This is a genomic window from Aminobacter sp. BA135, from assembly GCF_050859125.1.
In the GTDB taxonomy this organism is placed as follows: domain Bacteria; phylum Pseudomonadota; class Alphaproteobacteria; order Rhizobiales; family Rhizobiaceae; genus Aminobacter; species Aminobacter ciceronei.
The window spans coordinates 4,562,148-4,588,465 of the sequence record NZ_CP139572.1; the positions used below are offsets into that span (position 1 = coordinate 4,562,148).

23 protein-coding genes are annotated in these 26,318 nt (G+C 64.2%); 10 read left to right on the forward strand and 13 right to left on the reverse strand.

The window, feature by feature from the left end; genetic code table 11:
• Window positions 1–17 precede the first annotated feature (17 nt).
• Window positions 18–638 (forward strand): YitT family protein, encoded by a 621-nt coding sequence (locus tag SLT36_RS22280; RefSeq protein WP_432284479.1) that lies wholly within the window; start codon window positions 18–20, stop codon window positions 636–638.
• A gap of 56 nt (window positions 639–694) precedes the next feature.
• Here the strand turns inward: SLT36_RS22280 and SLT36_RS22285 are convergent, their stop codons facing one another.
• The 3 genes from SLT36_RS22285 to SLT36_RS22295 all read right to left on the reverse strand — a co-directional run bounded on the left by SLT36_RS22285 (window position 695) and on the right by SLT36_RS22295 (window position 3,356).
• Entirely contained in the window at window positions 695–1,357 is a 663-nt protein-coding gene (locus tag SLT36_RS22285) for a peroxiredoxin (RefSeq protein ID WP_432284480.1), read from the reverse strand.
• A gap of 202 nt (window positions 1,358–1,559) precedes the next feature.
• Complete coding sequence (locus SLT36_RS22290; RefSeq protein WP_067964270.1) at window positions 1,560–2,681, reverse strand: ABC transporter substrate-binding protein; 1,122 nt, start codon at window positions 2,679–2,681, stop codon at window positions 1,560–1,562.
• A gap of 408 nt (window positions 2,682–3,089) precedes the next feature.
• Complete coding sequence (locus SLT36_RS22295; RefSeq protein WP_067964272.1) at window positions 3,090–3,356, reverse strand: sel1 repeat family protein; 267 nt, start codon at window positions 3,354–3,356, stop codon at window positions 3,090–3,092.
• A gap of 438 nt (window positions 3,357–3,794) precedes the next feature.
• On the opposite strand from SLT36_RS22295, the gene SLT36_RS22300 reads away from it, so the two are divergent.
• Entirely contained in the window at window positions 3,795–4,136 is a 342-nt protein-coding gene (locus SLT36_RS22300) for a DUF2147 domain-containing protein (RefSeq protein WP_067964273.1), read from the forward strand.
• An 88-nt stretch (window positions 4,137–4,224) separates the two neighbouring features.
• Here SLT36_RS22300 and SLT36_RS22305 read toward each other — a convergent pair whose 3' ends face one another.
• Together SLT36_RS22305 and SLT36_RS22310 are read right to left on the reverse strand one after the other, a co-directional pair.
• A complete protein-coding gene (locus tag SLT36_RS22305; RefSeq protein WP_432284481.1) occupies window positions 4,225–4,947 on the reverse strand; it encodes a glutathione S-transferase family protein in 723 nt (240 codons plus the stop codon).
• Between the two features lie 116 nt (window positions 4,948–5,063).
• On the reverse strand, window positions 5,064–5,276 hold the full coding sequence (locus SLT36_RS22310) for a hypothetical protein (RefSeq protein ID WP_432288534.1): 213 nt from the start codon (window positions 5,274–5,276) through the stop codon (window positions 5,064–5,066).
• On the opposite strand from SLT36_RS22310, the gene SLT36_RS22315 reads away from it, so the two are divergent.
• The gene (locus tag SLT36_RS22315) at window positions 5,276–5,470 is read left to right on the forward strand and encodes a hypothetical protein (RefSeq protein ID WP_432284482.1); all 195 of its coding nucleotides are present in this window, start codon (window positions 5,276–5,278) and stop codon (window positions 5,468–5,470) included. The two genes, SLT36_RS22310 and SLT36_RS22315, sit on opposite strands and share 1 nt — an antisense overlap.
• A 64-nt stretch (window positions 5,471–5,534) precedes the next feature.
• A complete protein-coding gene (locus tag SLT36_RS22320; RefSeq protein WP_432284483.1) occupies window positions 5,535–7,037 on the forward strand; it encodes an AMP nucleosidase in 1,503 nt (500 codons plus the stop codon).
• 26 nt (window positions 7,038–7,063) lie between these two features.
• Here the strand turns inward: SLT36_RS22320 and SLT36_RS22325 are convergent, their stop codons facing one another.
• Both SLT36_RS22325 and SLT36_RS22330 read right to left on the reverse strand, forming a co-directional pair.
• Window positions 7,064–8,224 carry a hypothetical protein gene (locus tag SLT36_RS22325; protein WP_432284484.1) on the reverse strand — a complete coding sequence of 387 codons (1,161 nt, stop codon included), beginning with the start codon at window positions 8,222–8,224 and terminating at the stop codon, window positions 7,064–7,066.
• Between the two features lie 128 nt (window positions 8,225–8,352).
• Window positions 8,353–8,955 (reverse strand): DUF922 domain-containing Zn-dependent protease, encoded by a 603-nt coding sequence (locus SLT36_RS22330; RefSeq protein WP_432284485.1) that lies wholly within the window; start codon window positions 8,953–8,955, stop codon window positions 8,353–8,355.
• 225 nt (window positions 8,956–9,180) lie between these two features.
• Here SLT36_RS22330 and SLT36_RS22335 point away from each other — a divergent pair, with 225 nt between their 5' ends.
• Entirely contained in the window at window positions 9,181–10,215 is a 1,035-nt protein-coding gene (locus tag SLT36_RS22335) for an endonuclease/exonuclease/phosphatase family protein (protein WP_432284486.1), read from the forward strand.
• A gap of 87 nt (window positions 10,216–10,302) precedes the next feature.
• Here SLT36_RS22335 and SLT36_RS22340 read toward each other — a convergent pair whose 3' ends face one another.
• Window positions 10,303–11,985, reverse strand: a complete 1,683-nt coding sequence (locus SLT36_RS22340; RefSeq protein ID WP_432284487.1) for an electron transfer flavoprotein-ubiquinone oxidoreductase — start codon at window positions 11,983–11,985, stop codon at window positions 10,303–10,305.
• Window positions 11,986–12,275: 290 nt separating this feature from the next.
• On the opposite strand from SLT36_RS22340, the gene SLT36_RS22345 reads away from it, so the two are divergent.
• Entirely contained in the window at window positions 12,276–12,890 is a 615-nt protein-coding gene (locus tag SLT36_RS22345) for a hypothetical protein (RefSeq protein ID WP_432284488.1), read from the forward strand.
• Between the two features lie 37 nt (window positions 12,891–12,927).
• Window positions 12,928–13,785, forward strand: coding sequence for a uracil-DNA glycosylase family protein (locus SLT36_RS22350; RefSeq protein ID WP_432284489.1), 858 nt, complete (start codon window positions 12,928–12,930; stop codon window positions 13,783–13,785).
• Between the two features lie 13 nt (window positions 13,786–13,798).
• Here SLT36_RS22350 and SLT36_RS22355 read toward each other — a convergent pair whose 3' ends face one another.
• Window positions 13,799–14,203 (reverse strand): hypothetical protein, encoded by a 405-nt coding sequence (locus SLT36_RS22355; protein WP_432284490.1) that lies wholly within the window; start codon window positions 14,201–14,203, stop codon window positions 13,799–13,801.
• A gap of 132 nt (window positions 14,204–14,335) precedes the next feature.
• Here SLT36_RS22355 and SLT36_RS22360 point away from each other — a divergent pair, with 132 nt between their 5' ends.
• Window positions 14,336–15,130 (forward strand): helix-turn-helix domain-containing protein, encoded by a 795-nt coding sequence (locus tag SLT36_RS22360; protein ID WP_432284491.1) that lies wholly within the window; start codon window positions 14,336–14,338, stop codon window positions 15,128–15,130.
• On the opposite strand, the gene SLT36_RS22365 is transcribed toward SLT36_RS22360, so the two are convergent.
• The 3 genes from SLT36_RS22365 to SLT36_RS22375 all read right to left on the reverse strand — a co-directional run bounded on the left by SLT36_RS22365 (window position 15,108) and on the right by SLT36_RS22375 (window position 19,450).
• Window positions 15,108–16,115 carry a Stealth CR1 domain-containing protein gene (locus SLT36_RS22365; RefSeq protein ID WP_432284492.1) on the reverse strand — a complete coding sequence of 336 codons (1,008 nt, stop codon included), beginning with the start codon at window positions 16,113–16,115 and terminating at the stop codon, window positions 15,108–15,110. The two genes, SLT36_RS22360 and SLT36_RS22365, sit on opposite strands and share 23 nt — an antisense overlap.
• Window positions 16,116–16,196: 81 nt before the next feature.
• Window positions 16,197–17,144, reverse strand: a complete 948-nt coding sequence (locus tag SLT36_RS22370) for a DMT family transporter (RefSeq protein WP_432284493.1) — start codon at window positions 17,142–17,144, stop codon at window positions 16,197–16,199.
• A complete protein-coding gene (locus tag SLT36_RS22375) occupies window positions 17,141–19,450 on the reverse strand; it encodes a xanthine dehydrogenase family protein molybdopterin-binding subunit (protein ID WP_432284494.1) in 2,310 nt (769 codons plus the stop codon). The genes SLT36_RS22370 and SLT36_RS22375 overlap by 4 nt, the downstream gene beginning before the upstream one ends.
• A 149-nt stretch (window positions 19,451–19,599) precedes the next feature.
• Here SLT36_RS22375 and pepN point away from each other — a divergent pair, with 149 nt between their 5' ends.
• Window positions 19,600–22,245 (forward strand): aminopeptidase N, encoded by a 2,646-nt coding sequence (gene pepN, locus SLT36_RS22380; RefSeq protein ID WP_432284495.1) that lies wholly within the window; start codon window positions 19,600–19,602, stop codon window positions 22,243–22,245.
• 234 nt (window positions 22,246–22,479) lie between these two features.
• Complete coding sequence (locus SLT36_RS22385) at window positions 22,480–24,810, forward strand: PAS domain-containing sensor histidine kinase (RefSeq protein ID WP_432284496.1); 2,331 nt, start codon at window positions 22,480–22,482, stop codon at window positions 24,808–24,810.
• 3 nt (window positions 24,811–24,813) lie between these two features.
• Here the strand turns inward: SLT36_RS22385 and SLT36_RS22390 are convergent, their stop codons facing one another.
• Entirely contained in the window at window positions 24,814–26,202 is a 1,389-nt protein-coding gene (locus SLT36_RS22390) for a serine hydrolase domain-containing protein (RefSeq protein ID WP_432284497.1), read from the reverse strand.
• Window positions 26,203–26,318: the final 116 nt, after the last annotated feature.

The window sequence follows — 26,318 nt, forward strand, 5'->3', positions numbered from 1 at the left end:
ATGGACAGGCAAGCGCAGTGACCAACATCAGCAACAGTGATGCCCTCCCGCATCGCCAGTACGAGGACGTTCTGGCCCTGCTCACCGGCACCATGATGGTGGCGCTCGGGCTGGTGCTCTACACCAGTGCCGGGCTGATCACCGGCAGCTCGGCCGGACTGGCGCTGCTTGTCCAATACGCCACCGGCTATGGCTTCGGCGCGATCTTCTTCGTCATCAACCTGCCGTTCTATTATCTCGCCGTGAAGCGCCTGGGCTGGCCGTTCGCGCTGCGCACCTTTGCCGCCGTGGCGCTGATTTCACTGCTGTCGCGGCTGGTGCCCGACTGGATCGGCATCGGCCATCTCAACCCGCTTTACGCGGCGATAGCGGGCGGCGGCCTGATGGGCATGGGCCTTCTGGTGCTGTTCCGCCATCGTGCCGGCCTCGGCGGCTTCAACATCCTGGCGCTCTACCTGCAGGACAATCATGGCATCCGCGCCGGCTATTTCCAGCTCGCGGTCGACCTCGTCATCCTCGTCGTGTCGCTGTTTTATCTCGAGCTCGACAAGATCGCGCTTTCGGTTCTGGGTGCTGCGGTGCTCAACCTGATCATCGCCATCAACCATCGCCCCGGCCGTTATGTCGGCATGAGCTGAAACGCAAAAGCCGCGCCAGAAGGCGCGGCCCTATTGCGTGCGACAGCTATGCCGGATCAGCCGGCGCTCGGCTGCTTGGTCTTCCTGAGATAGGGCAGCACGCGCTCGAACGAGCCGAAGCGCTTGATTGCGTCCTCGTCGGAGACGGCTGCCGTGACGATGACGTCGTCGCCCTGCTTCCACTGCACCGGCGTTGCCACCTGGTATTTGGCGGTCAGCTGGATCGAATCCAGCGCGCGCAGGATCTCGTCGAAGTTGCGCCCCGTCGACATCGGATAGGTCAGGGTCAACTTGACCTTCTTGTCGGGGCCAATGACGAACACCGAGCGCACGGTGGCGTTGTCGGCCGGGGTGCGGCCTTCCGAGCTGTCGCCGGCCGTCGCCGGCAGCATGTCGAAAAGCTTGGCAATGGCCAGCGTCGGGTCGCCGATCATCGGATAGTCGACCTTGTTGCCCGACAGCGTCTCGATGTCGGCCTTCCACTTGTGGTGGTTCTCGACCGGATCGACCGAAATGCCGATGATCTTGGCATTGCGCTTGGCAAAGTCGGCCTTCAGCCCGGCCATGTAGCCGAGTTCGGTGGTGCAGACGGGCGTGAAATCCTTTGGGTGCGAAAACAGCACGGCATAACCGTCACCGATCCAGTCGTGGAAGCTGATTGCGCCTTCCGTGGTGTCGGCCTTGAAATCCGGGGCAGTATCGTTGATGCGAAGGCTCATTGTCGGTTCCTCCTGAATGCGATGCACACGGCTTGCGCCGGCCACAATGGCCTGATCCTGGCGTCCGTGTGCGAAAACGCCATTTTGCGCCAAGCGCGTGAAAACGACAATGGCCGGGACGTGCCCGGCCATTGAATGCATCTCTGTGGCTTACTGCCACAATGGCCGGGACGTGCCCGGCCATTGAATGCGTCCAGACGGCTTACTGCTTGATCGGCGCGTATTTGCCGTCGTGCCACTGGTTGATGTCATAGCTGGCGTTCTTGAGATCGCCCTTCTCGTCGAAGACGACATCGCCGACGACGGTGCTGATCGGCTTGCCGTCCTTGAGCGCCTCGGCGACCTTCATCGGGTCATCGGTGCCGGCACGCTCGATGCCCTGGGCGAAAGCCTGGATGGTGGCGTAGGAGAACAGAGTGAAGCCTTCCGGCACGAAACCGCCGGCCTTGATCTTCTCGACAGCTTCCTTGGCCTCGGGCTTGGCCTGCGGGTCGGAGGGGAACACGAACAGCGTGCCCTCGCCGGCCGGGCCGGCGATCTGCCAGAACTCGGGCGAAGCGATCGAGTCGGGCATGATCAGCTGATACTTGAAGTTCTGCTCGGCCGACTGGCGCAGGATGAGGCCGGCCTCGGGGTGGTAGCCGCCGAAATAGACGACGTCGGCCTTGAGCTCCTTGAGCTTGGTGACCAGCGCCGAATAATCCTTCTCGCCGGCATTGATGCCTTCATAGAGAACTTCGGTCAGGCCACCGGCATTCATCGTCGCCTTGACGGCGTCGGCGACACCCTGGCCGTAGGCGCTCTTGTCGTGCAGCACGACGACGTTCTTGCCCTTGTACGTCTCGGCGATCCACGGGCCGATGAAGGCGCCCTGGGCGTCGTCACGCGTGTAGAGACGCATGATCGTCGGCCAGCCCTTCTTGGCGGCGTCGTCGGTCAAGACCGGGTTCGAGGATGCCGGCGACATCATCAGCGCGCCGCTCTCGGCATAGACGGCGGAGGCCGGGATGCTCGAGCCCGAGCAGGCGTGGCCGTCGATGAACTTGATGCCGTTGGCAACGATGCGGTTGGCCACCGAAACCGCCTGCTTGGGATCGCAGACGTCGTCTTCGATCGACAGCTTGAGCTGGCGCCCGAGAACGCCGCCCTTTTCGTTGATCGCCTTGACGGCGGCTTCCGCACCTTGCTTGAACTGGTCGCCGATATTGGCGAGCTGGCCGGTCATCGGGCCGGCTACGGCAATGCCGATATCCTGCGCGTAGGCAGCGCCTGCGCTGAGCGACAGGCCGACAAGTGCCGCGCCAAATGTACGTTTCAAATGCATTGTTACCCTCCCTGGGACGCTCCGGCTTCCCCGGATCACGTCATGCGTGCAATCGCCGAAAGCTGTCATTGCGACCGGGACTTGTCTTGGCGCATCGGCGTCAGGATGTTGTGCCTGCAAACGGGGCGGCGGGCAATGCGGTGGCCGAACGATGCTGCCACGCCATGGGGTCAAAACAAAAAGGCCGCGCCGATCTTGTGTGATCGGTCACGGCCTTTTTCGTGGAGAGCGCCGCGAGCATCTTCGGCCCGTCGGACATTCGCCTGCCCTGTCTAACTCGGTCCAGCTGGTGATGAGACATGCTGGAGGTCATGTCCCTGGCACATCTTGCTCGTCCTTCAAGCAGTGCGCTCTTGTGATTGGGGGCTGCCATCCCGGCGCCCCGGCTCTTCCCCCGAAGAAGCTTGATCAGTGCATCGTCATCCATTCGCGCGCTTCGCGCAGCGCCTTGACGATGTCTAGCTTGGACATCGTGCCGGAGAGCTCCGAGCGCAGGGCGGCCGCCCGGGCCGAACCCTTGATCGCGGCGATGTTGAACCATTTGTGGGCGGCAACCACGTCGACCTCGCAGTCGCGGCCGGTCGCATACATCATGCCGAGTTCGAGAAGAATGTCGGCCTGAGCGGTGGTTCCCATCGCGCCGAAGCCAGCGTCAAAGATTTCGAAACGTGCCATTTTCTTATCCCCTGCCTGTCTCCTGAGAGCCGGCCCGCTGGTAGTCAGGAGCTGCCCTTTCGATGCTTCCGAGAATGCCGGGGAGCCTTGAATCCGCCGTTAAATGGCTTGCTTAACTCGAAGAAAACAAACTGAAAACAAAGGGTAAAGCTCGGAATTCATTAAGGATAGGAGTCCTTGCGGCGGCTGGAATTTGAAGAAAATGCGATGAAAATTCTCAAGTCGCCGGATAAGTCTTTGATAACCACGCGGCACATTGATCGATAGCCAGGGATGAACTTCGGCACCCGGATGGCGCTTTTCGGCGGTCTCAAAAAGGCTCAAAACTTACCCAGCGGCACCACTTTCGTTTTGCCGACGGCTGCATTACGCTTACGTTTGCGTAAACGTCAGGCAGGGAGAGTGCCTGTGGGCGACAATTCAACCGGGAGGACTTCAATGCTTCGCAAGATGAGCCTGGCCATCGCGGCCACCCTGATGATGGCGGGTGCGGCCTATGCCGATCCGATCGAAGGCAACTGGAAGACGGAAGCCGGATCGACTGCCGCGATCACGCCCTGCGGCGGCGGCTTCTGCATCACGCTGAAGGACGGCAAGCACGCCGGCAAGAAGATCGGCACGTTCAATGCCAATGGCGGCACCTATGCCGGCAAGATCACCGATCCGGCCAATGACAAGACCTACACCGGCAAGGCTTCGGTCGCAGGCTCGACGCTCAAGATGAGCGGCTGCGTGCTCGGCGGCCTGATCTGCAAGACGCAGAACTGGAAGAAACTGTAAGGCGACCAGGAAATAGTCGTCAGAATTCGAGGGGAGGCAGTGCCGGCAGGCGCTGCCTCCCCTGTTCGTTTGCGCGCTGTCTGCGCGTTCAGGCCCTGGCGCGCTGGCCGAACAGCACTTTCTGGGCTTCCTTGTCGTCGGCGAGGTTGCGGCGGTGGTCTTCGCCGACAGCCAGACCGCGGCTCACCGCCGGACGAGCCAGCAACGTGTCGAACCAGCGCTTGAGATGCGGGAAGTCCTCGAGCTCCTGGCCCTGGTTCTTGTAAGGCTTGACCCAGCCGAGCGAGGCGATGTCGGCGATCGAATAGTCGCCGGCAAGGAACTCGCGATCGGCGAGGCGCTTGTTCATCACGCCATAGAGCCGGTTGACCTCATTGGTGTAGCGATCGATGCCATAGGCGATCTTCTCAGGCGCATATTGCCGGAAGTGATGGGCCTGGCCGGCCATCGGGCCGAGGCCGCCAACCTGCCAGAACAGCCACTGATCGACCTCGGCGCGGCCGCGCTCGTCCGCGGGATAGAGCTTGCCGAATTTGCGGCCGAGATATTGCAGGATCGCCCCGGATTCGAAGATCGAGATCGGCGCGCCGCCCCATTTGCCGTCTGCTGTCGGCCCTTCCGGGTCGATGATCGCCGGCATGCGGTTGTTGGGCGCGATCTTGAGGAATGACGGCTCGAACTGCTCGCCCTTGCCGATGTTGATGTATTTGACCGTGTAGGGAACGCCAAGTTCCTCCAGCATGATCGAAATCTTCCAGCCATTGGGCGTGGGCCAGTAATAGAGTTCGATCGGCAATGTCTGGCTGGTCATTCCGCAGTCTCCGTCAGGTGAGCGATGCTCTGGAGATATGCGCGGCGGGACGAAACACAACCCTGCGGACCCATCAAGGCTCGTCAATAAATTTGAACCGAAGATGAACGGAGGTCTCAGAACCCGTTCAGTCGCAGCTTGGCATAGTCCGATCCATCGAAGGAGAAGACACCAATGCTCGCCCGCCGGTTCACCATCGTCTGCCTGCTCAGTGCCCTGTTCGGGATCATGTTCGCAACGTTGGTGGCAGAGACCAGCCGCCCTGCCCGCTCCTGGGAAATCGTGAAGAAGTAACGACGCAACACAAGATCGAAAAGAAGCAACGCCAATGACCCGCACCGCAACCCAGATCAAGAAGACGCTCCGGCTGCTGCCGCGCGCCGCCATGATCCTGATGGTCCTTGCCGCTCCGGTGCTGGCCGTTCCGCAGCTTCGCGCCGACAACGGCTCGACCATCGAGGCGCCTGCCGCCCGCAAGAGCGGCGTCGGCTTCGTGCTCCTAGTCAGCCTGCAGCGCAGCTGAGAGATTTGAAAGGACGCGCCGCGAGACCTCTCGCAGCCGTCATAATTGATCTCTATAATAGGTCATGGAAAAGCGAATCTATCCTCAACCTATCGAATCGATCTCTTCGCCGCTGCCGTTTCCTCGGCAGAGCTTTACTGATGCCGACAAGGCGGTTGCTGCCTTGCAGGCGCTTTACGAGCGCAACACCGCCTTCCTGCGCGATGCCTTCGCCTCGCTGGCAGCCGGTGCCGACACCAATGTCAGGTTCCGCGCCTGCTATCCCGAAGTCGGCGTCACCACGACGTCCTATTCCCAGGTCGACTCGCGCCAGGCCTATGGCCACATGCCGACCCCTGGGCATTTCTCGACGACGATCACCCGGCCCGACCTGTTCAAGAGCTACCTCACCGAGCAGCTCAAGCTGATCATGCGCAACCATGGCGGCCCGGTGACGGTTTCGGAATCGACGACGCCGATCCCGCTGCATTTCGCCTTCCTCGAGGGCACCCATGTCGACGGTGCCGCCGCCGACCGCATCCAGCGGCCGATCCGCGACCTGTTCGACGTGCCGGATCTCGACGGCACCGACGACCACATCGCCAACGGCACTTTCGAGATCATGCCGGGCGAATCCCGTCCGCTGGCCGTGTTCACCGCCCAACGCATCGACTATTCGCTGCACCGGCTGGCGCATTACACCGCAACGACGCCGCATCACTTCCAGAACTTCGTGCTGTTCACCAACTACCAGTTCTACATCGACGAGTTCGTCGTTTTGGCCCGTGACCTGATGGCCAAGGGCGGCGGCGGCTATACGGAGTTCGTCGAGCCGGGCGGCGTGGTGACCAAGGCGGGCCAATCGGCGCCATCGGAAGGCACGCCGGCGGCACGGCTGCCGCAGATGCCGGCCTATCACCTGAAGAAAGCAGGCCATGCCGGCATCACCATGGTCAATATCGGCGTCGGGCCGTCCAACGCCAAGACCATCACCGACCACATCGCCGTGCTCAGGCCACATGCCTGGCTGATGCTCGGCCACTGCGCCGGCCTGCGCAACACCCAGGCGCTGGGCGACTATGTACTGGCGCATGCCTATGTCCGCGAGGACCACGTGCTCGACGACGACCTGCCGGTGTGGATCCCGATCCCGCCGCTGGCCGAGGTGCAGGTGGCGCTGCAGGAGGCCGTCGCCGAGGTGACGGGGCTCTCCGGCTACGACCTCAAGCGCATCATGCGGACCGGAACCGTCGCCACCATCGACAATCGCAACTGGGAACTGCGCGACCAGCGCGGACCGGTGCAGCGTCTGTCGCAGTCGCGCGCCATCGCACTCGACATGGAATCGGCGACGATCGCCGCCAACGGCTTCCGCTTCCGCGTGCCCTACGGCACGCTGCTGTGCGTGTCCGACAAGCCGCTGCATGGCGAGCTCAAGCTGCCAGGAATGGCGACCGAGTTCTACAAGCGGCAGGTGGCGCAGCATCTGACCATCGGCATCCGCGCCATGGAAAAGCTGGCCGAAATGCCCAATGAGCGGCTGCATTCGCGCAAGCTGCGCAGCTTCGCCGAGACGGCGTTCCAGTAAGCTGCGGACCGACCGGGGGCCGCCGGCTAGTGCTTGCGGCCGAAGACGGCCGTGCGTCTGTTGAAGCCACCGCCGAAGCGCGGCGGCGATCCTGCAGGCGGCTCGTCCGAGCCGCCCTCGCCCTTGCGGTAGAGCTGCAGGCTGTTGCCCACTGATTTGGCCGTGCGCTCCTTCTGCTCCCAATCGGCGATCAGTTCGCGCCGCTTGTCCCGGTCCGGTTCGACCGAGGCGGCGACCGAGCGCATGCCGCCTGGGACCAGCGTGCGGGTCTCGTGCTCCATCGTGGTGTAGCTGTGCTGGCGGGAGAAGCGCAGGGTCAGCGCATAGCAGGGCTCGCGCATGCCGATCGGGTGCTGTTCGGCAGGGAGATGCCTGACGCGATAGGAATAGTCGCCGTTTTCCGGACCGAAGGTCTCGTCGTCGGGGACGATATAGCCATTGGGCTGAATGGCGACGCGGATGAAGGCGAGCGCTGCGTCATAGAGATCGATCCACGGAATGGGCGCCGGCGCGACATAGACTTCGCGGCCGATATAGTCGGCGCCGCCCAGCGTCAGCAGGCCAGCCGGCTGTTCGTTGAAACCCTGTAACGGCTCGCCGGCGAAAAGCTTGGGATGAACCGTCAGCATGCTGGGCTGCGGCTGGTCCAGGAACGCCGCGAACTGCTCGCCGGCGATCAGCATGTTGCTCTGGGTCCAATGAATGGCGCTGGCGGGCTGCAGCTTGAGCAGATGGCGGCAGACCTCGCCGAGGATCTCGACGCGCATGTTGAATTCGCGCAGCGTCGCCCCCGGGCGCTGCATGCCGATCTGGCTGAAGAAGCCGGCAATGTCAGGATTGTCGGTGACGCCGCCGAGAACACCATGATGGACTTCGACAAGCACATGCGCCGTGTGCCGGCGCACGCGCTCCCGGGCATCCGGCACCAGCAGCGTGGTTGCCGCTGAGCCGAGGGTCGGGGCGAAAACCGCTGCATCGGCGGGCCGGGGAAAATAGGTGACCAGGATCTGGAATTCGCCGGGGCCCCTCATCAGGACGAAATGGCGGTCCTCCTGGACGACGTTGAGCGGCAATTGCCTCTCGAGCATCGCCTTTCGGAAGGCGTTGAGATGCAGCGACGGATAGATCTCGTCGCCGCCCTCATAGAGGATCGCTGCCTGGATGTTGTTGGTGTACCTGCCGGTCATGGTTGCACCTCGCCTCAAGGCAACGGTGCCATTTGGCCGCGAAAACGAGGTTAACCGCCAGAACAACCACAAGCTGTGGTTAAGAATGCCCTTGCGTCATTGAGCTCCAAAGCCGGCGGCCGGCACGGCTACTCCCCGTTGACGAAGGACAGGATCAGGCGGTGGACATTGCCGCCATCGTTGAGTTCGACGCGGTCGAAGTCGCTGCTCTGCCGGCGTTGCGCCAGCGACGCCTCCGACAGCGGCTTGATGATCTCCTGCCTGATCTTTTTGCAGCCGGGATCGCCCGGCACCGAGAGGCCGATCGTGGTTTTCTCGATCGTCGCCACCATGTCCTTGATCATCTGGCCGTGCACCAGCTCGTGGCGGCGGACGCCTTCGAAAAAGACGTCCCAGCGCTGCTTCAGGCCATCGGGAAGGCGCCCGGCCGGCTTGGGCAAGGTGTAGGTGATGATGAGCTTGGGCTTTGCCGAAACCAAGGTGCAGCCGTCGCCTTGCGGCACGTAGTTGCGCTGCCAGGTGAGCTTGAAATTGGTGTGGGCGATGGCACGGCCGATGCCGGCCTTCGGGCCGCGCTCGCCGATCGAGGCGTAGAGCTCGGGGGCCGTGCTTCCCGAGATTGCGTAGGTCTTGACCTGCTCGACCACCTGCCCCTCGGCATGCGCGGCAAAGGGAGCCATGACGAACAGCGCCGCACATGCGCGCAGCCAGCGATGGGCGGTCGAATTCATTCCAGTCTCCACAAGGCCGATCAGTTGCGCATCACGAGCGCATCGATGCCGATTTCCCGGCCATCGGTCTCACGAGTCGCCCGGCATTTCAACCGCCGGTCGCCAGCGCTGCCACCTTGCCCGTCCTGCGCCGACGGAGCTTTCCAGCAAAGCGGAAGCGGCCCATAATCGATCATCCCATGATAGATCATCAATGGGCCGTATTTGTTGCTACATGAAACTGGAATGACGACGTTCTACAGACTGGGCAGGATCGCCTGCTTCCTCGCAATGATGATCTTGTCGGTGCCGCTGGTCGCCGGCTTCTTCGGCGCCTGGCATCCGTCGCTCGACTCCTTTGCGCATTTCAGGGTGCACCTGGCGGTGGCGATGATGCTGGCGGCATTGCCGCTGCTGTTGACCTCGCTGCGCTGGCAGGCCGTTGCTGCGCTGGCATTCGGTGCCGCAGCCCTGTCCACCACCTCGAGTTCGCTGCCATTGCCCGGGCTCGGGCCGGTGCATGCGGCGTTCCAGCCGCGCGCCGATGGCCGGCCGGTCTACAAGATGCTGCAGATGAACCTGCGCTTCAAGAACAGCGAGCCTCAGAAGGTGCTGTCGCTTGTCGGGCGCTGGCAGCCCGACGTCATCACCTTCCAGGAGGTGTCGGCGATGTGGGAAGGCAAGCTCAAGCCGCTGTTTGCGCGCTACCCCTACCGGATGATGTGCCCCTATCCGAACGGCATCTTCGGCGTCGCGATCCTGTCGCGGCGGCCATTTGTTGAAGGCAGCGCGCCGCACTGTTTCGGCGAGGGCGCGCTCGCTGTCGCGAGCGTCGATTTCGGCGGCCGGGCAAGCGACGTGGTTTCGATCCACCTCGGCTGGCCCTGGCCGTTCGAGCAGTCGGAACAGATCGATCAATTGGGCGGCAATCTCGCCGCCCTGGGCCAGAACGCCATTCTCGGCGGCGACTTCAACGCCACGCCATGGAGTGCCGCGGTCGCCCGTGTCGCCCGGCTTGGCGGACTGACTTTGATGCCGGCTGCCGGCCGCACCTGGCTGACCTTCATGCTGCCCGACTTCATGCGTTTTGCCGGGCTGACCATCGACCACGTCATGGCCAAGGGCGACGTGCTGGTCCACGCGGTGACGATGGGCGAGGATGCCGGCTCGGACCATCGTCCGCTGCTGGTCGAGTTCTCGTTCCGTGACACGGCGACCCATCCGGAAGACAGCGAAACGGAGACCGTGGCGACCGAAAGCGCATCGACGCCCCACAGCTAAAAACGAAACGGCCCGGAAATCAGCAGATTTCCTGGCCGTTTCGTTAGTCAGCCAGAGGTCAAGCGGCCCCGATCATGTTGGGCCCCATCACATGTTGGGATAGACCGGCCCCTCGCCGCCCTGCGGCGGCACCCAGTTGATGTTCTGGTTGGGATCCTTGATGTCGCAGGTCTTGCAGTGGACGCAGTTCTGCGCGTTGATGACGAACTTCGCATCGGCATGGCCGGGATCGCCGGCGATCGAATTGCCGTCCTTGTCGACCCATTCATAGACGCCGGCCGGGCAGTAGCGGCTCGAAGGGCCGGCGAAGACGCCATATTCCGAACGCTTCTGCAGTTCCATGTCCTTGACCTGGAGGTGGACCGGCTGGTCTTCCTCATGGTTGGTGTTGGACAGGAACACCGACGACAGGCGGTCGAAGGTCAGGACACCGTCGGGCTTGGGGTAATCGATTTTCTTGTGCTTCGACGCCGGCTCGAGCGACTGGGCGTCCGACTTGCCGTGCTTCAGCGTGCCGAAGGGCGAGACGCCGAACAGCGTGTTGAGCCACATGTCGAGGCCGCCGAGGCTGACGCCGAGGATGGTGCCGAAGCGCGACCACAGCGGCTTGACGTTGCGGACCTTCTTCAGATCCTTGCCGATGTCGGTCGAGCGCCAGGCGGCTTCATAGGAAGCTAGCTCGTCATTGGCACGGCCGGCGCCGATGGCCTCTGCGACATGTTCGGCGGCGAGCATGCCCGACAGCACGGCGTTGTGCGACCCCTTGATGCGCGGGACGTTGACCAGGCCGGCCGAGCAACCCATCAGCACGCCGCCGGGGAAGGACAGCTTCGGCACCGACTGGTAGCCGCCCTCGGTGATCGCACGCGCACCGTAGGACAGGCGCTTGGCGCCGTCGAAGGTGTGGCGGATCGCCGGATGCGTCTTGAAGCGCTGGAATTCCTCGAAGGGCGAGAGATACGGATTCTTGTAGTTGAGGTGGACGACGAAGCCGACCGCAACCATGTTGTCTTCGAGGTGGTAGAGGAACGAACCGCCACCGGTCTTGAAATCGAGCGGCCAGCCGAAGGAATGCTGGACGAGGCCCGGCTTGTGATGTTCGGGCGCGACCTGCCACAGTTCCTTGAGGCCGATGCCGAACTTCTGCGGCTCCTTGCCGGCGCCGAGGTCGTATCTGGCCATCAGCTGCTTGGCGAGCGAACCGCGGGCGCCCTCGCCGATCAGCACATATTTGCCCATCAGCGCCATGCCGGGCGCGAAGGACGGGCCGTGCGAGCCGTCACGCTCGACACCCATGTCGCCGGTGTAGACGCCTGTAACGGCACCCTGGTCGTTGTAGATGAGGCCGGCAGCGGCGAAGCCGGGATAGATCTCGACGCCAAGCGCCTCGGCCTTCGTTGCCAGCCAGCGGCAGACATTGCCGAGCGAGACGATGTAGTTGCCGTGGTTGCTCATCAGCGGCGGCATGAACATGTTCGGCAGCTTGACCGAACCTGCCGGCCCGAGGACCAGGAAGTGGTCGTCGGTGACGGGCGTCTTGAACGGGTGGTCGCTGTCGTCGCGCCAGTCGGGCAGCAGCCGGTCGATGCCGATCGGATCGACGACGGCACCGGACAGGATGTGAGCGCCGACCTCGCCGCCCTTTTCGAGCACGACGACGGAGAGCTCGGGATTGACCTGCTTGAGCCGGATCGCCGCCGCCAGACCCGCCGGACCTGCACCGACGATGACAACGTCGAATTCCATGCTCTCGCGTTCGATATCGCTCATCAATCCCTCCGCGTTGGCTAGCCCTGTCCCAGGGGCAATCTGTAGCTAAGCGCTGCATAGCGCATCGTCGGCAAACGTCAAACGGACCAATCCGCACATCGGCTGTTTGGCCTAACGACGCTCTCCTCCGAGCAATGAATTATCTTACGTTAACGTAAAGGTCAAAAGAATTCACCTTTCGGCTGTGGGTTATGGCCCGTACTGTCACGAAACAGGTGTTGTTCAACAGCCTTTTCGTCCATTGATTCCATATGCGCCAACACGTGCCTTGCAGGACCGGACTGGAGCGCTTGCACCCCAAACGCCAGATCCTGGCTGGGGCTGCCCTTCTTATTGCGACATGTCTTGTCAGCGAAGGTCGCTCGCAGGAGACCGAGGCCGATCAAAAGGTCTGGAATGCCGGGGCCTATTCGTTTTCCGATGAACTCGGTGGCTTCCAGATCACCGGCGTTTCGGGAACCGGCACCAGGGAAGACCCCTTCGTCATCAGGGAAGAACTGGATTCCTCGACGCCGGTGACGCTGACGATCCGCACGACCCGGCCGATCCGGCCCTTCGACAGCTCGGGCTTCTACGCCAACGGCATCATGTTCATGCGCATCGAGGCGCTGAACAACAGCGGCCAGGCCTGGGTGGAATTCGAGTTCGAGCTGCAGGAGCAGCAAGGCCAGGCCAGCGTGTTTGGCGACGGGCTGTCCTTCGACCAACGCCGCACCGACAACGTCAACATCTCCTCCGACAGCTTCGCCCAGTACAGCCGCGACTTCGAACCATATGACCGGCTGCGCTTCATCGACGGCAAGGTCGACCCGCTGGCAATTGCCGGCTTCAGCTTCCTGGTCACCGACTACACACCACGCTGGCGCTTTTATCTGGTGCAGGACCCGCGCATTCCGTCCTCGTGAACTTGCAAACCGGCGGCGTAACGCCGTAACTGTGCCAATGGCCTCACTTTCGGGAAACGAACCTCCGGATCTGCGCGATCTGCTCGCCTTCTATGCGGCGGCGGGGGTCGATGATGCGCTTGTCGACGACCCGATCGACCGCTTTGCCGAAAACGCCCAGCAGCGCCTGGCGGCATCACGGCAGCAGGCGGACAGGGCGGCCGAGGCGCCCCGCCCCGGCGGCGCCCCTGCCGCGACACCGCCTCAGCCGCGACCGGCAGCGGTTGCCGCCGTGCCTGACGAGGCGCAGGCCGCCGCGGCACGCGAACTTGCCTCCAAGGCAGCAACGCTCGACGAGCTCAAGCAGATCATGGAAGGTTTCGAGGGCTGCAATCTGAAGGCCACGGCCAAGAGCATGGTCTTTGCCGACGGCAACCCCGAAGCCGATCTGATGCTGGTCGGCGAAGCGCCCGGCCGCGACGAAGACCTCGAAGGCCTGCCGTTCGTCGGCCGCTCGGGCCAATTGCTCGACCGCATCCTTGCGGCGATCGGGCTCGACAGGACATCAGCCTATATCGCCAATGTCATCCCGTGGCGTCCGCCCGGCAACCGCACGCCGACCCCGCATGAAACGGAGATCTGCCGGCCATTCGTCGAGCGCCAGATCGCCCTTTCCAGGCCCAAGGTGCTGGTGACGCTTGGCGGCCCCTCGGCCAAGCTGCTGGTCGGCTCGCAGGACGGAATTCTGAGACTGCGTGGCAGCTGGAAGAGCCATGTCACGGCAGACGGCACCGTAATCCCTGTCATGCCGACGCTGCACCCGGCCTATCTGCTGAGAAATCCCGCCCACAAGAAGCTTGCGTGGCGGGATTTCCTCGAGGTCAAGGCGAAGCTGCGGCAACTCGGCAGCCTCTAGCGTTTGTCGCCGATCAGGCAGCCGCGACCACTGACGTGGCGCGGCGGATGCCGATGAACTGCAGTTCGGCGAAGACCGCTACCGCCAGCGCCTGGGCAACCACGAAGGCGATGCCGAGCGCATTCGGTGCCACGACGCCGCTGACGAGCAGGCCGAAGCTGGCGACCACCCACAGCACATTGATGGCGATGATGTCGATCATGACGAGCTTCGACACCGTGGCGCGGCGGGCGATGACCACCAGCGTGGCAACGAAGGGCACCAGCACCAGGCCGGCCCAGAACAGCAGTTGCGCCGGCAGTTCGAGCAGCGGCGACAACAGCGGGGCGCCAAGCATCATCAGCAGGCCGGCCGCGCCGCTGATCAGCGCATCGGCATGAAGGACGTTGCGGAGGAAGGGGGTGACGGTGATGGACATGGCGAGCTCCTGTTTCGTTGTGGAGGCTGTCTGCGACCGCCTTCCTGAAACCGAACATCTCACCGCCGCTGAACCAATGCGATTACGCTTGAGGTAATAGCAATCAGAATTGCCTCTGCTTAGTGTGACGGCATGACAAACACACAAAACTCCGTCGGCGACCTCATCCGCGAATGGCGCACCAGGCGGCGCATGAGCCAGCTCGACCTGGCGATGGAAGCTGAAATCTCGCAACGGCATCTGAGCTTCATGGAAAGCGGGCGCTCGGCGCCGTCGCGCGAGATGGTGCTGCATCTCGCCGAACAGCTCGAAATCCCGCTGCGCCAGCGCAACCAGCTGCTGCTCGCCGCCGGATACGCACCGAGCTTCAGCGAAAAACCGCTCGACCACCCCTCGCTGGCACCCGCCATGGAGGCGGTGCGCATGGTGCTGAAGGGGCATGAGCCCTACCCCGCCATCGCGGTCGACCGGCATTGGAACCTGATCGAGGGCAATGCGGCGCTCGGCCCGATGCTTGCCGGCGTCGATGCCGCCCTGCTCGAGCCGCCTGTCAACGTGCTCCGGCTCAGCCTGCACCCGAAAGGCGTGGCGCCGCGCATCGTCAACCTGCATGAATGGCGCTCGCATCTGCTCGAACGGCTGAAGCACCAGAACGACACGGCTGGCGACCCGGTGCTCAAGGCGCTGGAGCAGGAATTGCTTTCCTATCCCGACGGGCCGCGCCAGGGCCGGCCGTTGCAGGCCGATCCGCTGGCGATCGCCCAACCGCTCCGGCTGCGCGTCGGGGACGACGTGCTGTCCTTCATCAGCACGATCACCGTGTTCGGCACGCCTCTCGACGTGACCCTGTCGGAAGTCGCCATCGAATCCTTCTTCCCCGCCGACGAAGAGACGGCGGCGCGGCTCAGGTGCCTGGCCGTTCAATAGCGTCGGGCCGCGACAAAACACGATCCTTTTCGAACGGCGACGGGTCCGGAAAGATCGCCGCCAGGGCTGCCTGCATCTCCACGGCCCTGACAGCGGCACGCGCCTCGTCGTCGATCTCGTCATTGAGACAGAAAAAGGCCGGCGGTGCTGCGACCAGGCCAACCAGCGACCGACTGAACGCCTCGTCGTCCCTGACGGCTACGACATTCTCCTTTACCAGCTTCACCTGCACGACGCCGTCGGCGCGGCCGCGATCACGCTCGGCAATGGCATTGATGTAGAGCACCTTCGCCGACGCGTCCGTGCTCTGGCGGAAACGATGCCGCGCGGTGCGGCGCAGCCAGAAGCCGAAGCGGTCGTGCAGCCAGGCCAGCTTGTCGAGTTCCAGCAGCAGCGGGACATGCGGCGGGTAGGACCAGCGCCTGCGGCGGAACGCCAGGCACAAAAGCAGATTGTTGAAGGCGAGCATCCTGATGTAGCGGTCCGCCCGCAGCCGAAACCCCGGCAATCGCGCCGCCATGACGTGAAGCCGCGCACGACCGTCGGGCGTGACGAACTCTTCCTTCGATACCATCCGGCCGACGAAGAAATCGTCGTTGAACAGCAGGAAGCGGTTGGCGACACCTGTGTTGCCGATGCCGTGGAGATTGGCCTCGATGGCGCTGGAGCTGAACACCGGCAGGCTGGAAGGCTCGGCGAAGAATTCGGCATGGGTGACCAGGTTGATGCCGGGACGATCGAGGTCGAGCCATGACGGCACCTGGCCGTTGGTGACGAGATGGATGGTGCGGACCCACGGCAGATGGAAATGGATCGAGCGCAGCGCATAACGCAACTCGCCATTTTCGCGGAAACGATAGGCTGCCGGCCGCATCCAGGGCTGCTTCGGCCAGTGGCGCAGCAGGCTTTCACGGTGGACAGGATCGCTGCCGTCGACCCAGGGCATGACGACGTCGATCGGCTCGGAAAATGCGTTCAAAGTCATGGCTCGCCCTTCGACGGGAATTCGGTCGCCTCAGATCAGTCCGAGGAGCGGGCAGGCTCCGGATGCATGGGCCTTCGCCGCCTATTGCGGCGACGACGCTTTCTTGACCGCCTGGCGTTCCAGGCCAAGGCGTTGTTCGCGCCAGATGATGAAGATGCCGGCGGCGATGACGATGATGCCGCCGACCAGCGTATGGATGGTCGGCAGGTCGCCGAAGACGAGATAGCCGACGGCGATGCCGAGCAAAAGCGACGTGTATTCGAAGGGCGCGACCGTCGAGGCTTCGGCGTGGCGGTAGGCCTCGGTCATGAACAGCTGGGCGATACCGCCGCAGAAACCGCCGGTGACCAGCAGCGCAGTCTGCTGCCAGGTCAACGACTGCCAGCCGAAGGGGATGCTGAACAGGGCCATGACGCTGGCGGTCAGCGAGAACCACAAAACGATGGTTGCCGTGCGTTCGGTGTGGACGAGGTTGCGCACCAAAAGCATGGCGATGGCCGACAGGCCCGCGCCGATGATGGCGGCGACAGCACCCATCGCCGCCTTGTCGCTGACGCCGCCGGGAGAGGTGAACAGCGTCAAATTGGGCCACGACACGATCAGCACGCCGACGAGACCGACGGCAACCGCGGTCCAGCGATAGGCGCGAACGTTTTCGCCGAGGATCAGCGCGCTGAAGACGACGACGAGCAGCGGCTGGGCATAGTTGAGCGTGATCGCCTCGGGCAGCGGCAGTTGGGTCAGCGCATAGAAGCCGAAGCCCATGGCGGTGACGCCGGCGAGCCCGCGCATGATGTGGCCGAATGGCCGCTTGGTGGTGACCGCCGTGCGCAGCTCACCGCGGCAGGCGAGGAAGACGAGGATCGGAAAGATGGCGAAGAAGGAGCGGTAGAACACGATCTGGCCGGCGGGCACCTGGCCGGCCAGCTTGATGGCCGTCGACATGCCGACGAAGATCGCCACCGAGATGACCTTGAGAGCGATACCTGTAAGCGGCGAAGACGCCGCCTGAACCACGTTTTGCTTCACTGCTGCCGTGCCGCCTCTATCGCCGCCCAGATGCGCAACGGCGTCGCGGGCATTTCAATGTGGGTGATGCCGTAGGCGCGGTGGAGCGCGTCGGTGACCGCGTTGAGCGCCGCCGGCGTCGCGCCGATGGTGCCCGCCTCGCCCGCGCCCTTCATGCCCATGGCATTGGTGGTCGAGGGCACGTTGCGCGTCTCGAAATGAAAGGACGGCACGCTGTCGGCGCGCGGCATGGTGTAGTCCATGAAGCTGGCCGTCAGCAGCTGGCCGTCCTCGCTGTAGACGGCCTCCTCCTGCAACGCCTGGCCGATGCCCTGGACGACGCCGCCATGGACCTGGCCGGCAAGCAGGATCGGGTTCACGGTTGCTCCGAAATCGTCGACGATGGTGTAGGCGACCACTTCGGTGGTGCCGGTTTCCGGATCGATCTCGACCTCGCAGATATGCGTGCCGTTGGGATAGGTCGCCTCGTCCTGAACAAATTCGCCCATCGCCTTGAGATCGTCGGGGTTTTTCGCCGCCGCATGGAGATCGGCGAAAGCCATGGCGCGGTCGGTGCCGACGATGCGCGCCTCGCCATTGCCAAGCTCGATATCGGCGGCCGCCGCCTCCAGCTCGTCGGCTGCGATCTTCTTCAGCTTCTCGGCAAGGGCTGCACCCGCGCGGGAGGCGGAAACGCCGCCAAGCGGGATCGAGCGCGAGCCACCGGTGCCGCCGCCCTTGGCAAGCTGGTCGGTGTCGCCCTGGTGGACGCTGATGCTGGCGACGTCGAGATTGAGCTTTTCCGAGACGAACTGGGCATAGGCAGTGGCATGGCCCTGACCGTTGGACTGGGTGCCGATGAACACCGAGACGGTGCCGTCGGCATTGAGTTCGACCCGCGCCGGCTCGGAGCCGGCGAAGGCGCAGGCTTCGATATAGGTCGCCATGCCGAGCCCGCGGATTTTTCCACGCGACCGGGCTTCGGCGAGACGGTCGGGGAATGCAGCCCAGCCGGCGCGTTGCATCGACAGGTCCATATGCGCCTCGAACTCGCCGACATCGTAGAGCCGGCCGGTCTGGGTGCGGTACGGGAACTGCTCCGGGCGGATGAAGTTGCGGCGGCGGATTTCGTCGACGGTGAGACCGAGATCGCGGGCGCAAGCGTCAGCCAGCTTCTCGACCAGAAGCGCTGCTTCCGGGCGCCCTGCGCCGCGATAGGCATCGACAGGACAGGTGTTGGTGTAGACACCTTCGATCGTCACATCGAGCGCCTGGATGTCGTAGACGCCGGTCGACATGCTGGCACCGATATAGGCGATGACAGGGCCATACTGCGAGACGTAGGCGCCGACATTGGAGAGCAACCTGACGCGCAGGCCGAGGAAGCGGCCGTTCCTGTCCATCGCCATCTCGGCCGCGACGACATTGTCGCGCCCTTGCGCGTCGGTAAGGAAGTGTTCGGTGCGGTCGCTCGCCCATTTGACCGGCCGGCCAAGCCGCCTGGCCGCTTCCAGCACCAGCGCATGCTCGCGGTAGACGAAGGCCTTGGTGCCGAAACCGCCGCCGACATCGGGCGTGACGACGCGCAGCTTGTCGGCAGCGATGCCGAACACCTGGCCGGTCAAAACGGTGCGCATCGAATGCACGCCTTGCGAGCCGGTGGTGAGCACGAAGCGGTCTTCGTCGTCGCGCCACTCGCCGATCGCCGAGCGCGGCTCCATGTAGTTGCAGATCAGGCGGTTGTTGATGAACTCGATGCTGGTGACGTGATCGGCTTTGGCAAAGGCGCTGTCGGCCCTCGTCTTGTCGCCGAGATGGTAGGTGAAGGCACGGTTGCTGCCGAGCTCAGGCCAGACCAGCGGCGCCTCGGCGTCGAGGGCGGTCGCCGTGTTGGCGGCGGCGTCCTCGCCGTCATAGTCGACCTCGATCAGCTCGGCGGCGTCCTGGGCAAGCGCGCGACTGTCGGCGACGATGAAGGCCACCGCATCGCCGACATAATGAACCCGCTCGCGGCACAGGATCGGAATGTCGCGTGTCGGCGCACGGCTGCCATCGGGCTGCTTCTGCATGACCGTCGACTTGAGATCGCCGAGATGGGCGACATCGGCACCTGACAGGACCAGGTGGACTCCAGGGGCGGCGCGCGCGTCCTCGAGCGAGCCGATCGTGAAGCTGGCCTTGGCGACGGGCGAGCGCAGGACGTAGCCGTGCAGTTGCGCAGCGGCGGCGATGTCGTCGGTGTAACGGCCCTTGCCGGTGATGAAGGCGCCGTCCTCGACGCGCAATACGGACGCGCCCATTCCGAATTTCGGCGTGACGACTGTCATATCTGCCTCGTGAGGATTGGTGGGGAGCGCAGCGAATGTGCGGTCCCGGACAGTTTTGCCGAGGGGGCGTTTCGTGTAAAGAGCAGCGGCCGCATATTTATTCTACCAGCCTGCGGCCAGCATCCGGAAGTCGACAGGAAGGCCATCACATGCGCACTGATACTGGACAGGTGTTTCGTCTCGAAGACTACCGGCCCAGCGACTACCTGATCCCGAGAACCGAACTCGACTTCCGGCTCGGCGAAGACAGCACCAGGGTGGTGGCGAAGCTGACGATCGAGCGGCGCGCCGGCATCGACAAGCCGGTGCAGCTCGAACTCGACGGCGACGGCCTGACCATGCGCCGCGTCGAGATCGATGGCGAAGCCGTCGATGCCGCCGATTTCGACGCGACGCCAGACCGGCTGGTCATCTACAATCCGCCCGCATCCGGCCGCTTCACGCTTTTGATCGAGACCGAGCTGGCGCCGTCGCGCAACGAGGCTTTGATGGGCCTCTACCGCTCCAGCAATGTCTACTGCACCCAGTGCGAGGCCGAGGGCTTCCGCCGCATCACCTATTTCCTCGACCGGCCCGACATCCTGTCGGTCTATACGGTGCGGATGGAGGCACAGCGCACCGAAGCGCCGCTGCTGCTCTCCAACGGCAATCCGGTCGAGCATGGCGACCTCGAAGACGGCTGGCACTATGCCGTGTGGCACGACCCCTTCCCCAAGCCGTCCTATCTCTTCGCGCTGGTCGCCGGCGATCTCGGCTGCATCAAGGACCGCTTCGTCACCGCCTCGGGCAAGCAGGTGGAGCTCGGCATCTATGTCGAGCACGGCAAGGAGAACCAGGCCGGCTACGCCATGGACGCGCTGCGCCGCTCGATGACATGGGACGAGGAGGTGTTCGGCTGCGAATACGACCTCGACGTGTTCAACATCGTCGCCGTGTCCGACTTCAACATGGGCGCGATGGAGAACAAGGGCCTCAACATCTTCAACGACAAATATGTGCTTGCCGACGAAGAGACCGCGACCGACACCGATTTCGCCAATATCGAGGCGATCATCGCGCATGAATATTTCCACAATTGGACAGGCAACAGAATCACTTGCCGCGACTGGTTCCAGCTCTGCCTCAAGGAAGGGCTGACGGTTTTCCGCGACCATGAATTCTCCGCCGACCAGCGTTCGCGACCGGTCAAGCGCATCGCCGAAGTGCGCACCTTGCGCGCCCACCAGTTCCCCGAGGACCAGGGGCCGCTGGCCCACCCGGTCCGCCCCAGGCGTTATCGCGAGATCAACAACTTCTACACGCCGACGGTCTACGAAAAAGGCTCGGAAGTGGTGCGCATGATCCGCACCATCCTGGGCGCCGAAACCTTCCGCCGCGGCATGGACCTCTATCTCGAGCGCCATGACGGCGACGCAGCGACCATCGAGGATTTCCTCCAGGTGTTCGAGGACGTGTCGGGCCGCGACCTGTCGCAGTTCGCGCTCTGGTACCACCAGGCCGGCACGCCCAATCTGAGCGTGACGACGCGGCACAACGCCGCCACCGCCGAGTTCACCATCGAGGTCGAGCAATCGGTGCCGCCGACACCGTCGGAAAGCCGCAAGCGGCTGATGCACATCCCGCTTGCCTTCGGCCTGGTCGGCAGCGACGGCAAGGACATGGCCTATGGCGGCGCCGAGGGCGCGACGGTCGAGGACGGCGTCATCCATGTGCGCAAGCGCAAGCATGTCGTGACCTTCTCCGGCGTCACCGAGCGGCCGGTGCTGTCGCTCAATCGCGGCTTCTCGGCGCCGATCACGCTGAGCATCGAGCAGCGGCCGGAAGACCAGATCTTTCTTGCCTCCCATGACAGCGACGCATTCTCGCGCTGGCAGGCGTTCAACACGCTTTTGACCGACGCGATCATCGCGGCGTTCAGGAACATCCTCGGCGGCAAGCAGCCGAAATTCGGCGCCGAGCTGACAGGACTTGCCGGGCGCATCGCAGTCGACGACACGCTCGAGCATGCCTTCCGCGCTTTGGCGCTCGCTCTGCCCGGCGAGGCCGACATTGCCCGCGAGATCGGCAAGAACATCGACCCCGACGCCATCTTCGCCGGACGCGAGGCGCTGGCACGCAGCATCGCCGAAGCCAATGCAGGCGTCTTTGCGCAGCTTTACGACGAGCTGCTGATGTCAGGTCCGTTCTCGCCCGATGCGGCAAGCGCCGGACGGCGGGCGCTGCGCAACACGCTGCTCGACTATCTCGCGATCCTGCCCGATGGCGCCAAGCGCGCGTCGGCACATTTTGCTTCCGCCACCAACATGACCGACCGGGCCGCGGCCCTTGCCGTGCTGGCGCATCGCCATGCCGGCAGCGCGGAAGCCAAGGCAGCACTTGCCGAGTTCGACAAGCGCTATCGCGGCGACCCGCTTGTCATGGACAAGTGGTTCATGATCCAGGCGACGGCGCCGGGCGCCGGCGCGGTCGAAGCGGTGCGGGCGCTGACCGAGCATCCGGCCTTCTCGATCGCCAATCCCAACCGGGTGCGCTCGCTGATCGGCGGTTTTGCCAGTGCCAACCAGACCGGCTTCCACCGCGCCGACGGCGCCGGCTACGCCTTGTTCACCGAGACGGTGCTGACGGTGGAAAAGCGCAACCCGCAGGTCGCGGCGCGGCTGGCAACGGCACTGCGGTCGTGGCGTTCGCTCGAGCCGAAGCGTCAGGCCAAGGCCCGCGATGCCTTGCTGACGATACAGGCCAGGGAAGGTCTGTCGGCCGACCTGCGCGACATCATCGAGCGCACGCTGGCCTGACCGGGCCGGCTTGCCACCGACATCGCCCGAAATGAGGCGGCTTCCGAAACCGGGGGGCGCCGCTCATTTTTGTGCGCTACCACGCCGCCAATTCGTCAGGCTTTTAGTCGAACTTTAATCTTTTTCGCGTCGGCCACTGGACAAGGCGAATCAGCTTTGATTCTTTAGTGACGATTCGGATGTTCGGCGTATTCCGCATCGAGTTACCAGGAAACGGGATTTGGGGAGCCATTTATGGCAAAGGCGGACGCGTGGGGCGCGCCCGATGAGACTGCTATTGGCCGTCGCAGGCAGGCGCGCAGCGCTGGCCTGGCGGGCAATGCACGCCTCATCGCCGAACCCGCATACCGCCGCCTGCTGGCCGCCGAGCCGCTGCTGCGCCGCTCGATCCCGACGCTGATCGTCGTCTTCCTGATCGTGATCGCCGGCACACGCTTCCTGTCGCTGATGGCGCAGCGCGACGACGTCGAGCGCAACGCCAAGGCGATCCTGGCGCTCTCGGCCGGCGAGCTGGTCAACGCGCTGATGGTCGGCGCCACCACCGAGCGGCCGCTTGCCGCCGCAAGCCAGGACCTGCTCGAACGCACCAGCCAGCAAGGTACGCTGAGCCGCAGCCATGTGGTTGCTTTGACCGACCAGAATTTCCGCATCGTCGCCGTCAGCCCGCAGTCGACCGGCTGGCAGGGCCAGGCGCTCGACGGCCTCGTCTCGGGCGGGCAGCCGCTGTTCATGTTCGGCGACCGCGCCGGGGTGATGGAGGTGCGCATCGGCGGCCGGGACTGGCTGGCGGCAGTCAGCATCGCCGACGACAAGCGTGCCGCGGCCGCCGCCATGGTGCCGCAGGACGCGGTGTTTGCCGACTGGCGCAAGACCGTGTCGCTCAATGTCGCGCTGTTCGTGATGACCGCCGGCATGCTGATCGTCATCCTGTTCGCCTATTTCAGCCAGGCGGCGCGCGCCCAGGCCGCCGACGGCATCTATCTGGAGGCGCATGAGCGCATCGACCTGGCGCTGGTGCGCGGCAAATGCGGGCTGTGGGACTGGGACATGGTGCGCGGCAAGATGTACTGGTCGCGCTCGATGTACGAGTTGCTCGGCTACGAGGCCTGCGAGGCGATGCTGTCGTTCGGCGAAGTCGCCCGCATCATCCATCCCGAAGACGGCGACCTGTTCGAACTGGCCAACCAGGTGATCATGCGCGAGGTCGACCATATCGACCGGGTGTTCCGCATGCGCCATGCCGACGGCCGCTGGGTGTGGATGCGCGCCCGCGCCCAGGTCGTCGACCCGGAAGCGCCCGAGATCCAGATGACCGGCATTGCGGTCGACATCACCGAGCAGCGCCACCTCGCCCTGCGCTCGGAGGCCGCCGACCAGCGGCTTCGCGCGGCGATCGAAAACATCACCGAATCCTTCGTGCTGTGGGATGCCAACGGGCGGCTGGTGATGTGCAATTCGAAATACCAGCACGACAACGGGCTCGCCGACCGCGACGTGCTGCCGGGCACGGCGCGCGAGGAGATCGAGGAGCGCATGGTCGCTTTCGCCTCCGAGCGGCGGCTGGCCAATGCCAACGGCCCGCGCGGCGGCGCCACCTATGAGCGGCAGTTGGCCGACGGCCGCTGGCTGCAGGTCAACGAGCTCACCACGCGCGACGGCGGCCTGGTGTCGGTCGGCTCCGACATCACCCAGATCAAGCAGCACCAGGACAAGCTGATGGAGAGCGAACGCCGGCTGATGTCGACGATCCACGATCTCAGCCTGGCGCGCCGCTCCGAGGAAGAGCGCTCGCACGAGCTGGTCGAGCTCAACCGCAAATACATGAAGGAAACCGAGCGCGCCGAGGCGGCCAACCGGGCCAAGTCGGAATTCCTCGCCAACATGTCGCACGAGCTGCGCACGCCGCTCAATGCGGTGATCGGCTTCTCCGAGCTGATGGAAGGTCGCCTCTTCGGCCCGATGGGCTCGCCGCGCTACGAGGAATATGCCCGCGACATCAACTCCAGCGGCAAGTACCTTCTGGGCGTCATCAACGACATCCTCGACATGTCGAAGATCGAGGCCGGCCAGTTCTCGATGGACCGCGAGGAGATCGATCTCTGCCCGCTGATCCGCGAGACGGTCCGGGTGGTGTCGCTGCAGGCGGCACAGAAGTCGATCACCGTGGAGACGCAGATCGCCGACTCGATGACGCTGTTCGCCGACCGCCGCGCGGTCAAGCAGATCGTCATCAACCTGTTGTCCAACGCGGTGAAGTTCACCGGCGAAGGCGGACGCATTTCGGTGCGGGCGCGCAACGCCTCGGGGGCGCTGACGCTGTCGATCGAAGACAATGGCTGCGGCATTCCCAAGGACGCATTGGGCAAGCTCGGCCGGCCGTTCGAGCAGGTGCAGAACCAGTTCTCGAAGAACCATGCCGGCTCGGGCCTCGGCCTTGCCATTTCGCGTTCGCTGGCCGAGCTGCATGGCGGCGCGCTGAAAATCCGCTCGACCGAAGGCGTCGGCACCATCGTGTCGGTGCGCATCCCGGTCAAGAAGGTCGAGCGCCTGGCCAAGGCCGCCTGAGCATCACCGCATTTCAGGCAACCGCGCCTCGATGAACTCCAGCGGCCGTGTGCTGGCAGGCGGATCGAGATTGGACAAGGACACCAGCACATAACCCAGCTTGGGGAACACATGCAGGTCGCCGCTCATGCCCGGCGCGCCGCCATTGTGGCCAAACCCCTTCCAGTTGCCCTCGCCGACAACCGCAAAGCCAAGGCCGAACATCTGGACCTGCGTGCTGGTCGCCTGATCGAGCATGTTCTTCGAGATCAGCCTGCCGGCCTGTAGCGCGTCGACGAAACGCCAGAGGTCGCCGACGGTCGAATAGCCGCCGCCGGCGGAGGTTCCGCGCCAGGGCAGCGTGGCCGTGTTGGGCGCAAGCCTGCCGCCTTCATTGAGATAGCCGATCGCGCGACCGGGGACAGTCTCGCTTTCCGGCAAAGAGCCCGTCGATGTCATGCCGGACGGCTCGAAAACGTTCTTCTCGACATAGTCGTCATAACTCATCCCGCTGACCTTCTCGATCAAGGCGCCGAGCAGGATGAAGCCGTAGTTCGAATAACGCTGCGTGGTGCCGGGCGCAAACAGCGGGGCGCGCGCACCATAGAGCGCAATGTAGTCGGTAATGGCTTTGAGCTTGAGCCGGTTACGGTCGAATTCGGGACCGAAGATATCTCCGGTGCCGCCGGTGTGGGTCAGCAAATGGCGAACGGTGACCTTCCGGGCAATGTCCTTGTCGGGATAGTCGGTGAGATGTTTGCCGACCGGGTCGTCGAGGCCGAGCCTGCCGGCTTCGACGAGCTGCAGGATTGCCACCGCAGTGAACATCTTGTTCATCGAGCCGATGCGGAAGCTGCTATCGACCGTCACCGGCAGGCTGCGCTGGCGGTCGGCCAGACCCCAGGCTTTCTCCAGCACGACCTTGCCGTCCCTGGCGACCAGCACCGCGCCGGAAAAGCTGTCGGCAACAGCCGCCTCGTCCTGGCGTTTGACAAGTGCTGCGAGCGCCTCTGTCAAGGACAGGCGCTTGGGGCCCAGACCAGGCGGCGGCGCCGCCGGGTCGAGGCGAAAGCCCGTCAGTTTGTGTTCCGAGCCGTCGCTCAACGACAGTTGCAACCGGGCAAAGCGGTCGCCGGCCTTTTCCCGGAGAATGGCGGTGAGCGCGGTGGCGTCGCTGGTCTCGACCTTGACCAGTTCGAAGCCCCCCGTCTGGGCGCGCAAGACAGCCATGCCGGCGATCGGGTCGCTGGGCCGGTAGGCGCGGTCGAAGGCCTCGGCCTTGGCCGCATCGCCGCTGTTGAACGCCTCCAGCAGTTCGGCCAGCACCTTGCCCGCCGGCGTCGGCGGCAAGGCCGATTGCGCCAAGGCGCCGGTTGCAATGAACATCGAGAGAATGGCGGCGATCCAGCCCATGACGGGTCCTCCTGTGCAGGAGGCAAGCAGAGGCCGGCTTCATTGCGACAAGGTTGCGCGAGGCCGTGTCCGGACAAAACAAAACCTCCCGGAGAGGCAATCTCCGGGAGGTCTCT